Genomic DNA, 12,906 nt, shown 5'->3' with positions numbered 1-12,906 from the left:
GGCTTGGACGTATTCAGAAACTATGCTTGATGCCGACGCCCATCGCACGAATCGCGACATTGCGGCGGCTCGAATCGACACCGTCGCGATCGACAAAGGCACGCAACTCGGTCCGCTTGGACAAGGCGTAGAAATAGGCAAGCTGCTGGCGTTTGCGCTTGCCGCCGAGGGAGGTCTGCACGTCGCGCTGCATGAGGTTGAGCGCCACCGCGTGTGCGTTCTGGCTGTACTTCGCACCGACGATCCAATAGTCCACGTCACGGCGGCTGGTCGCGGTATTTTTGTAGGTGTCCCTGCCGATCAAGGCATAGGGCGCGACCGGGCCAAAGGCATAGCTCAGGCCCGCTTGCCATTTGCTCGACAACTCATTGGCCAAAAGCCCGCCCGGCCGCGAGTCCTTGGCAAAGCCGATGCCGGCATGCAGGTTCTTGTCGGTGTAGTTGAACCCTATATCGAAGGATTTGGCGCCGTTTTCCACCTCCGGGCTCTTTGGCGCACCGCGCAGGTAGTAGCGCGCCCGCATGTCAAAACCGTGCCAGCCGGGGCTGATGTAACCCAGCGAATTGGACGTCCGGTTGCGCGCGTTCAGGATGGCGGTGCCGATCGCTGTTGCACCCGAATCGGCAGGCGCGAACGGAACAATGGCGGTGACCTGCGAGTACAACGGTGAGCCGGTGGGATTCGCCGAATCGAGCCTGCCCAGCGCAAGCGTCCCGAGGTCGCCGCGCAGCCCCACATAGCTGTTGCGAATGGATGACCCGGTATTGCCCGTATCGCCCTCAATACCCATCTCCAGGCCGAAGAAAGCACCCATGCCCCCACCCAGATCCTCGGCGCCACGAAATCCCAGCCGGGTGTTGTCCCGCAATTCCGTGCGCTCGCCCGCCCCCTTGATGCTGTTGACGGTCATGGTCATGAGACCATAGATCTGCACCGGTTGGGCCGCAGCGGGTGAAAGTCCGGCCGTCATCAAGCTGGTGCCGATGACAACCCCATGCATGCTCTTTTTTTTCAAGTCTCGCTCCCCGTGGTTGGAATAACTTCACGCGGAGCGGATTGTCTTGAGGGGTCCCACTGCCCACAACGGTATGACGGTTGCGCATTGCCCTATGCGAAGGACGGCGCGACATCGCGTACCTCGTCCCCATGAATTGCAAACAACTCAAAACGTTTCAGGCCATCAGGGCCAGCGGCTCAACCATCGGCGCCGCCGAGCGGCTGGGGCTCTCGCAGTCAGCGCTCAGCCGCCTTCCTGCCCAATTCGAAGAAGACCTCGGTCTGCGGCTACCGCGACATCTGGCTGGGCAAGGTCAAGATCCAGTCGTTACTAGATCAATAGCACGTCGCCCAGGCGCAAAGAGCGCAGCGGCCCCTTCTGCCAGAGGTCTTCGAGCGGCTCGGCCTGCGGCATCAGCAGTTCCCTGAGCAGCGGCTCGATGGGCGTCGACGGGTCGGCCAGCAGCACGTAGCGCGGGTCCTCGTTGGCGGGCTCCTCGGCCAGCGGCGCGATCCAGTCGAGCGCCACCAGCGTTTCGAGCACCGGCACGAGTTGCAGCGTGTCGACCCGCATGCGCGTCACCAGCTCGCTGGCGCCCATGCCCTTGGCCGGCATGGCCTGCGCGCGCGCCAGGTGCTGCAGCACTTCCATGGCGAGCTGCATCGGCCAGCCGGCGGCACCGCCGCGGCGTGCCACCCCCGTCAGCAGGCTCGGCAGGTAGGCCGCGATGACCGCGCCGAGCAGCACGATGACCCAGGCCACGTAGATCCACACCAGCAGGATCGGCACCGTGGCGAAGGCGCCGTACAGCACCGAATAGGTCGGCACCAGGCTCAGGTAGTAGCCCAGCATGCGCTTGGCGATCTCGATCGCCGCCGCCACGAAGATGCCGCCGGCCCAGGCATGCGACCAGCGCACGTTGGTGTTCGGCACGTAGTGGTACAGCGAGGCCATGCCGAGCGAGAGCAGCGCGAACTCGAAGGTGTCGAAGAACAACTTGACCACGCCGCGCCCCACCACGTCGCTCGTGGCCGAGACCACGTACGAGGTGGTCGACAGGCTCACCGCGAGGATGACCGGCCCCAGCGTGATGGCCGCCCAGTAGATCAGCACGCGCTGCGCAAAGGGCCGGGGCGTTCGCACGCGCCAGATGCTGTTGAGCGTCTTGTCGATCGTGAGGATCAGCGCGATCGCCGTGATCAGCAGCACGATCAGGCCCGCGATGCCCAGGCCGCTGGCCTTGCTCGCGAACTGGTTCAGGTAGCCGAGCACCTGCCGCGCGATGTTGTCCGGAATCAGGCTCTCGATCAGCCAGCGTTGCAGCCGCCCCTGCATCTTGGCGAACATCGGGAACACGGTGAACAAGGCCAGCGCCACCGTGAAGAAGGGCACCATCGCGATGGTGGTGGTGAAGGTCAGGCTGCTGGCCGTGAGGCCCAGGCGGTCTTCGCGAAAACGCTCGCCCAGCACCGCCGCGGTGTTGCGCCACGGAAAGCGCGAAAGATCCCTCCAAAGCTGCCTGCGATTCATGGCCGGTATCATGCCATCCGCCCTTTCCAATGGCGCTCGCCATTCGCGGGGCGCCTCTCCCTCTCTTTCGCCGCCACTGTGTCCGCCATCCCGCTTCCGCCCTCTTCCGTCCGCGCCACCCGATGGCTTGCCGTGGGCAGCCTCGTCGGCCTGATCGTGCTGGGCCTGGCCTGGGAGCTGTGGCTGGCGCCGCTGCGCCCGGGCGGCTCGCTGCTCGCGCTCAAGGTGCTGCCGCTCGTGATCCCGCTCGCGGGGCTCTACAAGAACCGCATGTACACCTACCGCTGGGTCAGCCTGATGATCTGGCTCTATTTCACCGAGGGCGTGGTGCGCGCCTGGAGCGACATCAACCGCGTGGGGCAGGTCCTCGCGCTCATCGAGGTGCTGCTGTGCCTCGTGCTCTTCGCGGCCTGCGCCTGGCATGTGCGGCTGCGCCTGCGCCACGCCAAGGCCGCTGCCCGTCAACTGGAGGCTTCCGCCCAATGACTACTTCTTCTTCCACTGCATTGATCGACCAGCTGCGCGCCATCGTGGGCGCACAGCACGTGCTGAACGAGGGCGACCTCACGGCCTACGAGCAGGACTGGCGCAAGCGCGCGCGCGGCAAGTCGCTCGCCGTGGTGCGGCCGGCCGACACGCAGCAGGTGGCCGACGTGGTCAAGGCCTGCGCCGCGGCCGGCACGGCCATCGTGCCGCAGGGCGGCAACACCGGCCTCGCGGTCGGCGCCATTCCCGACGACAGCGGCACGCAGGTGGTGCTGAGCCTGCAGCGGCTGAACGCGATCCGCACCATCGATGCCGCCAACCTCACGATGACCGTCGGGGCCGGCTGCATCCTGCAGACGCTGCAGGAGGCGGCAGAAAAAGAGGGCTACCTGTTCCCGCTGAGCCTCGCGGCCGAGGGCAGCTGCACCATCGGCGGCAACCTTGCGACCAACGCGGGCGGCACGCAGGTCGTGCGCTACGGCAACACGCGCGAGCTGTGCCTGGGCCTCGAAGTGGTCACGCCGCAGGGCGAGATCTGGGACGGCACGAGCGGCCTGCGCAAGGACAACACCGGCTACGACCTGCGCGACCTGATGATCGGCAGCGAAGGCACGCTGGGCATCATCACCGCCGCGACCATGAAGCTCTATCCGCTGCCGGCTGCGCAGCTCACGGCCTGGGCCGCGGTGCCCTCGCTCGACCACGCGGTCACGCTGCTGGGCCTCGCGCACAAGCACCTGGGCTCGGGGCTCACGGGCTTCGAGGTGATGGGCAAGTTCGCGCTGAGCCTGGTCGACAAGCACATGCCGCAACTGCGCGTGCCCTTCATCGGCGATGCGGCGGTACCCTACTGCGTGCTGCTCGAGAACTCCGACAACGAATCCGAAGACCATGCGCGCGCGCGCTTCGAGGCGCTGCTCGAAACGGCTTTCGAGGACGGCTGCGTCACCGACGCCGTGGTGGCCGAGAACCTCACGCAGGCGCACCAGCTCTGGCACATCCGCGAGAGCATTCCGCTCGCGCAGGCCGAGGAAGGGCTGAACATCAAGCACGACATCTCGATTCCCGTGTCGCGCATCCCCGCCTTCGTGGCCGAGACCGATGCGCTGCTGGCGCGCGAGATCGCCGGCGTGCGGCTCGTGAACTTCGGCCACCTCGGCGACGGCAACCTGCACTACAACGTGCAGGCGCCCGAGAACATCGACACCAAGGCCTTTCTCAAGGACGAGGAAGACCGCATCAACACGCTGGTGTACGACGCGGTCGAGAAGTTCGGCGGCTCGTTCTCGGCCGAACATGGCGTGGGCTCGCTCAAGGTCGACAAACTCGAGAAGCACAAGTCGCCGGTGGCGCTGGAGATGATGCGGGCAATCAAGCGCGGGCTCGATCCGAAGAACACCCTCAACCCGGGCCGCGTGATCCGGGTCTAGCTAGGCGAAGTCCTCGCCGCGCAGCTCGATCGGCTGGCCGTGCGGCGTGCGGTCGGCCGCGTGGTCCCAGGCATGGCGGTAGCGCGCGAGTTCGTCGTCGGAGCTGGCGCCCTTGCGGGCCACGAGGCTTTCGAGCGCGGCGAGCCAGTGGCGGTAGTAGGTGTCGCCGGTGTCGGGGTCGCCTGCGGCCTGCGCGGCGGCGATCTGCGCCGCGAGCGCCTCGGCCCATTCGACCCAGCTGAACAGGCCGCGCGCGTGCAGCGCCAGCGTCATTGCGAAGGCCTGGGCCTCCCAGGGCTCCTTGAACACCGGGCCGCCGGCATCGCGCGGCATGCCGGGCGCCAACGGCATGTCGCCCGTCATGCCGCGGCTTCCAGATAGCTCTCCCAGGCATCGACCGAGACCGAAAGGTTCTGCGGCGCTGCCTGCTCGCCCCAGAGTTCGGCTTCGTCGAAAACCACGGTATAGAGCCACTGCGGCTTTTCGCCCAGGCCCTGCGCATTCGCATCCGCGAACACATGCGCGCCGTGGACATGCGCGATCACGCCGCGCTTTCCCTGCACATAACCCGGCAGCCGCGTGTGATGGTCGACCTTGCCGAGGTGCATGCGCACCGGCTGGCCGACGGCAAAGCGCGCCGGGCCCGGCCCGGGGCGCTCTGCAGGTGAACCCTTGGCGAGCACGACGGGCACGCTGGCGGCCTGCAGCACGCGGGCGACTGGCGCAGGCGGGTGACGCATCTCGCCAGCCTCGAGTTCGTCCGGAAAAACCTGTCCGCGCTGAAGCATCAGCTGCTCCAGTGCACCGAGCCAGATCTGGTAGTAGCTCAGGTCGCGATAGTCCGGCAGCGTCTCGCGCACCGCGCRGCTCGCATCGATGTTCCAGGAGCCGGTCGCGCCCATGGCCAGCGTGAGCGCCAGTGCGCGCGGCTCCCACGCGGCATGGAACAGTTCGCCCTCGGGCTCGGGCGTCACCGGCCCGAAGCCCGGCTGGCCACCGAGGTCGGCACGCGTGACATAGCTCATGCGGCGCTCCTTGCTGCAGGCGCTTCCACCAGCCGCGTGCCGATCATCGAATCGCGCGAGACCAGTGCGGCAAGTTCTTCCTCGCCAAGGCCTTCGGTGCCGGCTGGCCGCCGCGGGATCACGAGATAGCGCACCTCGGCGGTCGAATCCCAGACGCGGATGCGCGTCGATTCGGGCAGCGTGGTGCCGAAGTCGGCCAGCACGCCGCGCGGGTCCTTCACGGCCCGCGAGCGATACGGCGCGCTCTTGTACCAGGTGGGCGGCAGGCCGAGCACCGGCCACGGGTAGCAGCTGCACAGCGTGCAGACGACCATGTGGTGTTGCTCGTCGGTGTTCTCCACCGCCACCATGTGCTCGCCCTGCCGGCCGCTGTAGCCGAGCGAGGCAATGGCGGCCGTCGCATCGGTCATCAGCCAGTCGTGGAACTCCCGATCGACCCAGGCCCGCGCCACCACGCGCGCGCCGTTGCGCGGGCCGATGCGGGTCTGGTAGGTGTCGATCAGCGCATCGAGCGCGGCGGGGTCGATGTAGCCCTTCTGCGTCAACACGCTTTCGAGGGCGCGGACCCGCAGGTCCATCTCGCCGAGTTCGCTGTGGTCGTGGCCGTGGCCGTGGTCGTCGGAGGGGTGGTCTGCGCTCATGCCCGCCATGCTACGCGCTGGCACTTAAAATTCGAACACCCGCCTCTGCCAGACCCCCGCCATGACCTCCACGCCCGCCCGCCCCGTCCGCTCCCAGTACGAAGATTTCATGCGCCACGTGGACACCCACGGCGTGCACAAGAGCGACCGCACCGGCACGGGCACCAAGAGCGTGTTCGGCCACCAGATGCGCTTCGACCTGAACGAAGGCTTCCCGCTGGTGACCACGAAGAAGGTCCACCTGAAGTCCATCATCCAGGAACTGCTGTGGTTCCTGACCGGATCGAGCAACAACAACTGGCTCAAGGAACGCGGCGTCACCATCTGGGACGAGTGGGCGCGCGAGGACGGCGACCTCGGCCCGGTCTACGGCGTGCAATGGCGCAGCTGGCCCACGCCCGATGGAGGCCACATCGACCAGATCTCCGACGTCATCAAGACCCTGAAGACCAACCCCGATTCGCGCCGCATCATCGTGAGCGCCTGGAACGTGGCCGAACTCTCGAAGATGGCGCTGATGCCCTGCCACGCCTTCTTCCAGTTCTATGTGGCGCCGCCGCAAGCCGAAGGCGAGCGCGGCAAGCTGAGCTGCCAGCTGTACCAGCGCAGCGCCGACATCTTCCTCGGCGTGCCCTTCAACATCGCGAGCTACGCGCTGCTCACGCACATGGTGGCGCAGCAGTGCGACCTCGACGTGGGCGACTTCATCTGGACCGGCGGCGACTGCCACATCTACAGCAACCATGCCGAACAGGTCGCGCTGCAACTGAGCCGCGATCCGTACCCGTATCCCATCCTGAACATCAAGCGCAAGCCGGCCTCGATCTTCGACTACCAGTACGAGGACTTCGAGGTGCTCGACTACAAGCATGGCGATCCGATCAAGGCGCCCGTGGCCGTGTGAGCGCATTGTTCAGCCGATGACCACGACCCGCATCAACCTCATCTACGCCCGCGCCGCCAACGGCGTGATCGGCGCCAACGGCGCGATCCCCTGGCACCTGCCCGAAGACATGGCGCACTTCAAGCAGCAGACTGCCGGCGCGCCGGTGATCATGGGCCGCAAGACCTGGGACTCGCTGCCGCCGCGCTTCCGTCCACTGCCGGGCCGGCAGAACATCGTGGTCACGCGGCAGGCCGACTGGCGTGTGGAAGGTGCACAGCCCGTGGGCAGTCTTCGCGATGCGCTGTCGCTCTGCGAGGAACTGAAGTCACCCGAAGTGTGGGTGATCGGCGGCGCGCAGATCTATGCCGAGGCCGAACCATTGGCACTGCGTGCGGTCGTGACCGAACTCGCGCGCGACTACGAAGGCGATGCGCATGCGCCAGAACTCGACAGCAAGGCGTGGCGCGAGACACAGCGCGAATCGCACGTCTCGGCCAAGGAAGGCCTGGGCTACAGCTTCGTGACCTACGAACGCATCGCACCCGCGCGGGCATGAGCGACGACGGCCCTCGCCACCCGCCCGCGCCGAAGCTGCGGCGCCGGTCCGTGGTGATGGGCGCGGCGCTGCTCGCCGGCATGGCGCCGATCCAGGCCCTGCGCGCCGCTGAGCCACTCGAACCCGACGAAGAAGCGCTCTTCCTGCCCGGCACGGCGCGACCCACCAGCGACGGACGGCTCGAAATCGATGTTCACGCCTGGATCTTCGAACGCGAAAGGCGCTGGGGCCTGAACACCGCCCTCGCGCGCTACCTCGGCCTGAACCTGAAGAAGCTGTCGCCTGCGGCGCGGCTGCGCTTCAACCAGCGCACCGCGCTGTTTCACGCCGAGTCCGAAGAAGGCAAGTTGATCGACGTCGTCTTCGAAGGCGCGCCGGGCCGCGTCAAGATGCCACCCTCGGGCGCCGACGGCCGCAGCAACCTGCGCACGGTGATCGACACGCCGCGCGCATCGGCATCGCAGGAATGGCTGCAGTTCCATGGCGTGACCGGGCCGGGCGAGCTGCTGCACCGCTTCAGGGGCCAGGCGCTGATCGTGCCCGCACAGGGCGTGTCGATCATTTCGGACATCGACGACACCATCAAGCGCACGCAGGTGCGCGACCGGCGCGAGATGCTGCTGAACACCTTCGCGCGGCGCTTCGAGGCCGCGCCGCGCATGGCGGCCTACTACCGTGCGCTGGCGCTGACGCCGGGCACGCGCTTTCACTATCTGTCGGCCAGTCCGATCCAGCTCTATCCGGCGCTGGCGGATTTCATCCGCAGCACCGACTTTCCTGCGGGCAGCATGCACCTGCGCGAGAGCACTACCTGGCGCACGCTGATCCCCGGCGCGGAAGACTCGCGCGCGCACAAGCTCGGCGTCATCGACCGGCTGCTCACCGAGTTTCCGCAGCGCCGCTTCGTGCTGGTGGGCGATTCGGGCGAGGCCGATCCGGAAATCTATGCGCAGGTGTTCCGCGCGCATCCGCAGCGCATCGACAGCATCGTGATCCGCGACGTGACCGACGAAGACCGCCTGTCCGATCGCTACCGCGCGACCTTCGAGGGCATCGACCCGGTGCTCTGGCACATCCTGACGCCGGACACCGCGGCCTGGCCGGTTCAGTCCGGCCGATAGCAAGGACTCGGGCTGTGCCGGCGGCCAGAAACAAACTGGCACGTTCGTCTCCTCGGCAGGGCGAAAAGAACACTTCGGTACACCTCGTCGAAAGGCATGTCCGTTGCAGGGATTAGGCACGGCCAATTGTTTGTGCGCACAATGTCCGAACCACCTTCAAGACAAGGAGACGGCCCATGTCCATGGAATTTCTTCGGGTGCTCGCCGAGCAGAAATTGCCATACGTCGTCCACACGACCGCAGACATCGACAGGCTGCGCGTGCTGCGTGCGGCCGAGTTGGTGACTGCCTTCATCCCGCCTTCCGCGCATGCGCCGGACGAGCGTGCGATACGTCAACTGGCCCAGGTGGAGTCGATCACCACCAAGGGCAAGCTGGCACTGAACAAGGCCACGTCGGCATTCATCGAATTGTGAGTTTCCGGCGCCGAGCCTGAGTGCCGGCCAGCGGCAACAGTGCGCCGCCTGGGCATGCACGCTCTCAGAATTTGCCCAGAACGTTGAGGAACCATCCCTTGCTGCGATAGCTCATGTCGGTGAGGTTGTCGGAGTAGTCGGTGAAGTTGTAGCCCACGCCCACCTTGAGGTTCTCGTTGACGTGGTAGTAGGCGGCCGTCACCCAGCCGTTCTTCCGGTCCTTGAGTTCCTTGGCACGCAGCGAGCGCCACTCGACCATCCAGTCCCAGTTGCGCACCAGCTTCCAGTCGACCCGCAGCACCGCGAGCTCGGCCGAACTCTTGAACCATGGCGACGTGTTGTCGCGGCTCGCGCGCAGTTCGCCGCGGCGCCATGCGTACTTGCCGCCGACGGTCCAGCGCTCGTTGACGTCGTAGGTGGCATCGATCGCGAACACGTGGCTGCGCTGCTGGTAGTCGATGCCGGTGGTCGACACGGCCCCCAGGCTCGACTCGCGCCCGCTCGCCGACACCACCTGCCCCGGTGACGAGAGGTCGTAGAGGTAGGTGTACTTGAAGAGCAGATTCAAGCGGTCGTCGAGCGCCGGGCGCAGCGCGTAGCCGAGCATGGCCTCGGTGTACTTGGCCGCGGCCAGCGTGCCCGTGGTGCTGTCGCTGTCGGCCCAGTTGAATTTGCCGACCCAGCGCGCGTCGTCGCTCACTTTCCAGGTGAAGGAGTTCTTCACGAGCCAGCTGGTGCGCGACTCGGCCGCGGTGCGGTCCTTGCGGTACTCGAGGCCGCCGCTGTACTTGAGGCCCTCGCTCGAATAGCCGGCGGTCAGGGCCACGGCCTCGCGCCGCGTGGCGCCCAGCGTCTCCGCGCCGACCCAGCCGTTCTCGAAGTTGACGCCGAAGGTCCAGCGCGTGTCGGGCGCATATTGCACGCCGTAGGCATGCGTGAGACCCGGCTGCGTGCCGGTGGCCTGGCGATGCTCGGTGAACATCGTCAGCCCGTCGCCCACGCGCGAGCGCACGCCGGTCACGAGGCTTCCGCCGCGGCCGATGAGGTTCTCGTCGGTGCGGCCGGTGTCGGCCACGTAGGTCATGTACAGGTTGGAGCGGTCGTCGTACTGGTAGTCGACACCGGCCTTGCCCGCCAGGCCGCCGTCGCCGGTCGAGAGTTCGCCGCGCAGCGCGAGCTTGTCGTTGACGCGGTAGCGCCCACCCAGGCCCAGGCGGTCGTTGTCCAGCCGCGTGCCGGTGCGCCGCAGCGTCTTCTGCGCGAAACCATAGAGGCTCCAGCGGTCGTTGCCGGTGTATTCGAGCTGCACGGCCGCATCGGCGCGCTCACCCGAGACCGCCTGCGTGGTGGGCAGCGACGGGCTGGTGATGAGCGCGTCGCCGGTCTTGTCGTCGTAGCGCAGGCCGAGGCCCAGCTTCCAGTCGGGCGACAGGCGCAGGCCGTATTGCGCGTCGAGCACGCTGCTGTTGTAGCCGTCGCGTTCGTCGCGGCGGTCGGCCTTCAGGCGCAGCTCGCCGGCCTCGCCCTTCTCGCCGAAGGGCACCGTGCCCGACACGCCGACCTGGCGCGTCGCATTGCTGGCGTACTGGCCCGGTGCCGAGAAGCCGGCATCGCGCGACTGCGCATACGCACTGATGCGGCCGCCGCCCTTCATCTCGAAATCGGCAAGGTCCGCCTGGCCTTCGAGGCGCCACGCGTTCGCATTGCCGGTGGGCCCGTTGCCGAGGCTCGTGCCCGAAGTGCCGTTGCGCCCGCTGAAGCTGAAGCCGCCATCGAGCGAGTCGAGCTGGCCGGTGCCCGGGCCCTTGCTGCGCGCGAACTCGCCCTTGACGTAGGTGGTCTCGGTCTTGCGCAGCGTGATGTCCGCGCCCGCCAGCCGCTGGTCGGCGCCGATCTGGTCCTGGCGCGACGCGGTCACGCCCACGCCCACGTGGTCGTTGGCCCACCACGACACGCGGCCACCCACCGCGAGCGTGTCGAGCGAACTCGCGATCGGCGTGTATTCGTAGTCCACCACCAGGAAGGCCGGCATGCCGGTGAAGCCGCCGGCGCGCACCAGCGAGCCGTCGTCCGACAGGCTGGGCAGCGGCGCGGAGAGCAGCACGCGGCCCTGCAGGTAATCGATCTCGTAGTCGGAGCTGGGCACGAGCTGCGTGCGCTTGAGCACGAAACCCGAATCGCGGTCGCGGATCTCGATGTTCACGCGCTCGGCGCCGCGCGTGATGTCCTGGTTGCGCAGGTAGTAGAGCGAACCGCCGGTGCCGCGGAATTCCTCGCGCGCCGCCAGGGTGCCGGGTTCGGCCGCGAAGGCGTCGATCTTCAGGCGCGCCTCGCCGAACGAGGTCGACTCGTCGCCGAGGTAGCGGCCATGGAAGCCGTAGAGGCCACGGCTCACGCGGGTGAGTTCGGTGTCGCCGAAGTTGAGCTTGAAGTTGCCCCACATCGCCTGCGAACGGCCGTCGTCCACGCGCAGGTAGAAGCGGCCCTGCGTGGGCGCATCCTCGATGGTGGTGGAGTCGTCGCCGAAAGTGCTCCACGAGTCCTCCGGGTCGAAGCGGCGGAACAGCGAGGTCGGGTCCTTGCGGTCGAGGTTGCGCAACAGCTCCTTGAGCGGGCGCTCCTCGGTGTCGACGCTGGCGGTCAGGGTCCAGCGGTCGTTGAGCTGGCCCTTGGCATAGCCGGCAATCCGGCCTTCGCTCCAGCCGCCACCGCCATAGCGGTTCTTGTCGTTGGTCATGATCGCGGCCGGGCCGCTCACGCTGTTGCTGCCGACGGTGAGGTCGGCCTGGCCCACGAAGAACCAGTCGCTCGCGGGCAGCTCGAAGTCGCGGCGGTACGAACGCGTGGCGCCCTGCGCATCGGTCACGGCGATCTCGCCGGTCTGCACGCGGCGCGGCACGAGCTGCTGGAACACGAAGCGGCCGCTCTCGTCCACCGGCACCGCGAAACCGAGCGCGCGCACGGTCTCACCGGGGCGGATGGCCGCGCCGCTGGCGGTCACGGTGCCCGCCGCCAACGGAATGTTCGCGATGGCGATGTTGTTCTGGCCGTAGGCGCGCAACAGCTCGCGCGCCGGATCGGGCACGGCCTTTTCCGGTGCATGGCGCTCGGCCACGGTGAGCGAAAGGTCGTCGGTTTCGTCGAAGCGGCCCTGGCGGTCGTACACGCGCAGGCGGTAGTAGAACTTGCCGCCGGCACCATCGGCCAGGCGGTCGAGCAGGCCGGTGGGCACCTGCCATTCGCCGCGCATCGCCGTGTCGAGCGGCAGCGTGGCGAGCAGGCGGCGCTGCATGACGTCGTTGGCCGAGAAGATGCGCAGCTCGGCCTTGGCGGTGAACAGCAGGTAGTTGCTGTAGCCCGCGAAGCGCACGGTGTCGCCGGCCACCACGGTGGTGGGCCATGCGGCGGCGCTCAGGCGGCGCGGCTGCGAGAGGTTGTCGTACTGCAGGCGCAGCTGGTTGCGCTCGAGCTGCACGTCGACACAGCGCTGGCGGTCGGCGCTGGTGGCGCCCTCGCCGGCCACGTTCGATGGCCCCTTGCCGTCGGGCGTCAGCAATTGGCCATCGACGCTCAGGCGCAGCGGCGCATCGTCGGTGCCCATGGCAGTGAAGGTGCGGCACACGCCGGTATCGGCCGGTGCCGCGGCCGGCGCAGTGGCGGCGACGGGCACCGCATCGGCCCAGTACACGCGCACTTCGACGCGCCGGTTGGCGGCCCAGTTGATGGGATCGGACGCGGGCGCCGCCATGGGCGCGTCGGGACCGCGGGAGCTCGCCGCTGCCGCGGCCTCGGGCAGGCCGAGGCGCTGCGTGAGATAG

The 12,906-nt window shown here is 67.6% G+C and carries 13 protein-coding genes; 7 read left to right on the top strand and 6 right to left on the bottom strand.

The features are described from left to right. Positions 1–13 precede the first annotated feature (13 nt). Positions 14–1,015, bottom strand: coding sequence for a porin (locus AC1DXX_RS19060; RefSeq protein ID WP_478135771.1), 1,002 nt, complete (start codon positions 1,013–1,015; stop codon positions 14–16). Positions 1,016–1,146: 131 nt separating this feature from the next. Between AC1DXX_RS19060 and AC1DXX_RS19055 the strand changes: the two genes are divergently transcribed. After that, positions 1,147–1,425, top strand: a complete 279-nt coding sequence (locus AC1DXX_RS19055) for a helix-turn-helix domain-containing protein (protein WP_478135770.1) — start codon at positions 1,147–1,149, stop codon at positions 1,423–1,425. On the opposite strand, the gene AC1DXX_RS19050 is transcribed toward AC1DXX_RS19055, so the two are convergent. Continuing rightward, positions 1,328–2,539, bottom strand: a complete 1,212-nt coding sequence (locus AC1DXX_RS19050) for a YihY family inner membrane protein (protein ID WP_478135769.1) — start codon at positions 2,537–2,539, stop codon at positions 1,328–1,330. The genes AC1DXX_RS19055 and AC1DXX_RS19050 overlap by 98 nt on opposite strands. 120 nt (positions 2,540–2,659) lie before the next feature. Here AC1DXX_RS19050 and AC1DXX_RS19045 point away from each other — a divergent pair, with 120 nt between their 5' ends. Both AC1DXX_RS19045 and AC1DXX_RS19040 read left to right on the top strand, forming a co-directional pair. Next, positions 2,660–3,013: a DUF2069 domain-containing protein gene (locus tag AC1DXX_RS19045; protein WP_478135768.1), complete on the top strand. Its 354-nt coding sequence runs from the start codon at positions 2,660–2,662 to the stop codon at positions 3,011–3,013. Then, complete coding sequence (locus tag AC1DXX_RS19040; RefSeq protein WP_478135767.1) at positions 3,010–4,443, top strand: FAD-binding oxidoreductase; 1,434 nt, start codon at positions 3,010–3,012, stop codon at positions 4,441–4,443. Before AC1DXX_RS19045 ends, AC1DXX_RS19040 begins: the two co-directional genes overlap by 4 nt. Here the strand turns inward: AC1DXX_RS19040 and AC1DXX_RS19035 are convergent, their stop codons facing one another. The 3 genes from AC1DXX_RS19035 to nthA are packed head-to-tail and all read right to left on the bottom strand — an operon-like array spanning position 4,444 to position 6,109. Beyond that, the gene (locus AC1DXX_RS19035) at positions 4,444–4,806 is read right to left on the bottom strand and encodes a nitrile hydratase accessory protein (RefSeq protein ID WP_478135766.1); all 363 of its coding nucleotides are present in this window, start codon (positions 4,804–4,806) and stop codon (positions 4,444–4,446) included. It abuts the gene before it with no gap. Beyond that, a complete protein-coding gene (gene nthB, locus AC1DXX_RS19030) occupies positions 4,803–5,468 on the bottom strand; it encodes a nitrile hydratase subunit beta (RefSeq protein WP_478135765.1) in 666 nt (221 codons plus the stop codon). Before nthB ends, AC1DXX_RS19035 begins: the two co-directional genes overlap by 4 nt. Continuing rightward, positions 5,465–6,109, bottom strand: a complete 645-nt coding sequence (gene nthA / locus AC1DXX_RS19025) for a nitrile hydratase subunit alpha (protein WP_478135764.1) — start codon at positions 6,107–6,109, stop codon at positions 5,465–5,467. Before nthA ends, nthB begins: the two co-directional genes overlap by 4 nt. 61 nt (positions 6,110–6,170) lie before the next feature. Between nthA and AC1DXX_RS19020 the strand changes: the two genes are divergently transcribed. From AC1DXX_RS19020 to AC1DXX_RS19005, 4 genes are all read left to right on the top strand, one after another. Further along, a complete protein-coding gene (locus AC1DXX_RS19020; RefSeq protein ID WP_478135763.1) occupies positions 6,171–7,013 on the top strand; it encodes a thymidylate synthase in 843 nt (280 codons plus the stop codon). Positions 7,014–7,029: 16 nt separating this feature from the next. Beyond that, complete coding sequence (locus AC1DXX_RS19015; protein ID WP_478135762.1) at positions 7,030–7,551, top strand: dihydrofolate reductase; 522 nt, start codon at positions 7,030–7,032, stop codon at positions 7,549–7,551. Continuing rightward, a complete protein-coding gene (locus tag AC1DXX_RS19010) occupies positions 7,548–8,672 on the top strand; it encodes a phosphatidate phosphatase App1 family protein (RefSeq protein WP_478135761.1) in 1,125 nt (374 codons plus the stop codon). The genes AC1DXX_RS19015 and AC1DXX_RS19010 overlap by 4 nt, the downstream gene beginning before the upstream one ends. A 176-nt stretch (positions 8,673–8,848) precedes the next feature. After that, positions 8,849–9,088 carry a hypothetical protein gene (locus AC1DXX_RS19005; RefSeq protein WP_478135760.1) on the top strand — a complete coding sequence of 80 codons (240 nt, stop codon included), beginning with the start codon at positions 8,849–8,851 and terminating at the stop codon, positions 9,086–9,088. A gap of 64 nt (positions 9,089–9,152) precedes the next feature. Here AC1DXX_RS19005 and AC1DXX_RS19000 read toward each other — a convergent pair. Continuing rightward, positions 9,153–12,906 (bottom strand): TonB-dependent receptor (locus AC1DXX_RS19000; protein WP_478135759.1); only part of this gene is annotated, 3,754 nt, incomplete at its 5' end.

The organism is Variovorax sp. P4_B10 (assembly GCF_056402375.1).
Note: the sequence above shows the minus strand (reverse complement) of the source record. Positions and strands in the feature narration are given on the sequence as shown.

Coding starts and splice junctions, on each gene's coding strand:
- nthA (WP_478135764.1), bottom strand. CDS start 6,109: ATGAGCGCAGACCACCCCTCCGACGACCACGGCCACGGCCACGACCAC.
- AC1DXX_RS19010 (WP_478135761.1), top strand. CDS start 7,548: ATGAGCGACGACGGCCCTCGCCACCCGCCCGCGCCGAAGCTGCGGCGC.
- AC1DXX_RS19005 (WP_478135760.1), top strand. CDS start 8,849: ATGTCCATGGAATTTCTTCGGGTGCTCGCCGAGCAGAAATTGCCATAC.
- AC1DXX_RS19040 (WP_478135767.1), top strand. CDS start 3,010: ATGACTACTTCTTCTTCCACTGCATTGATCGACCAGCTGCGCGCCATC.
- AC1DXX_RS19035 (WP_478135766.1), bottom strand. CDS start 4,806: ATGACGGGCGACATGCCGTTGGCGCCCGGCATGCCGCGCGATGCCGGC.
- AC1DXX_RS19050 (WP_478135769.1), bottom strand. CDS start 2,539: ATGATACCGGCCATGAATCGCAGGCAGCTTTGGAGGGATCTTTCGCGC.
- AC1DXX_RS19015 (WP_478135762.1), top strand. CDS start 7,030: ATGACCACGACCCGCATCAACCTCATCTACGCCCGCGCCGCCAACGGC.
- AC1DXX_RS19055 (WP_478135770.1), top strand. CDS start 1,147: ATGAATTGCAAACAACTCAAAACGTTTCAGGCCATCAGGGCCAGCGGC.
- AC1DXX_RS19020 (WP_478135763.1), top strand. CDS start 6,171: ATGACCTCCACGCCCGCCCGCCCCGTCCGCTCCCAGTACGAAGATTTC.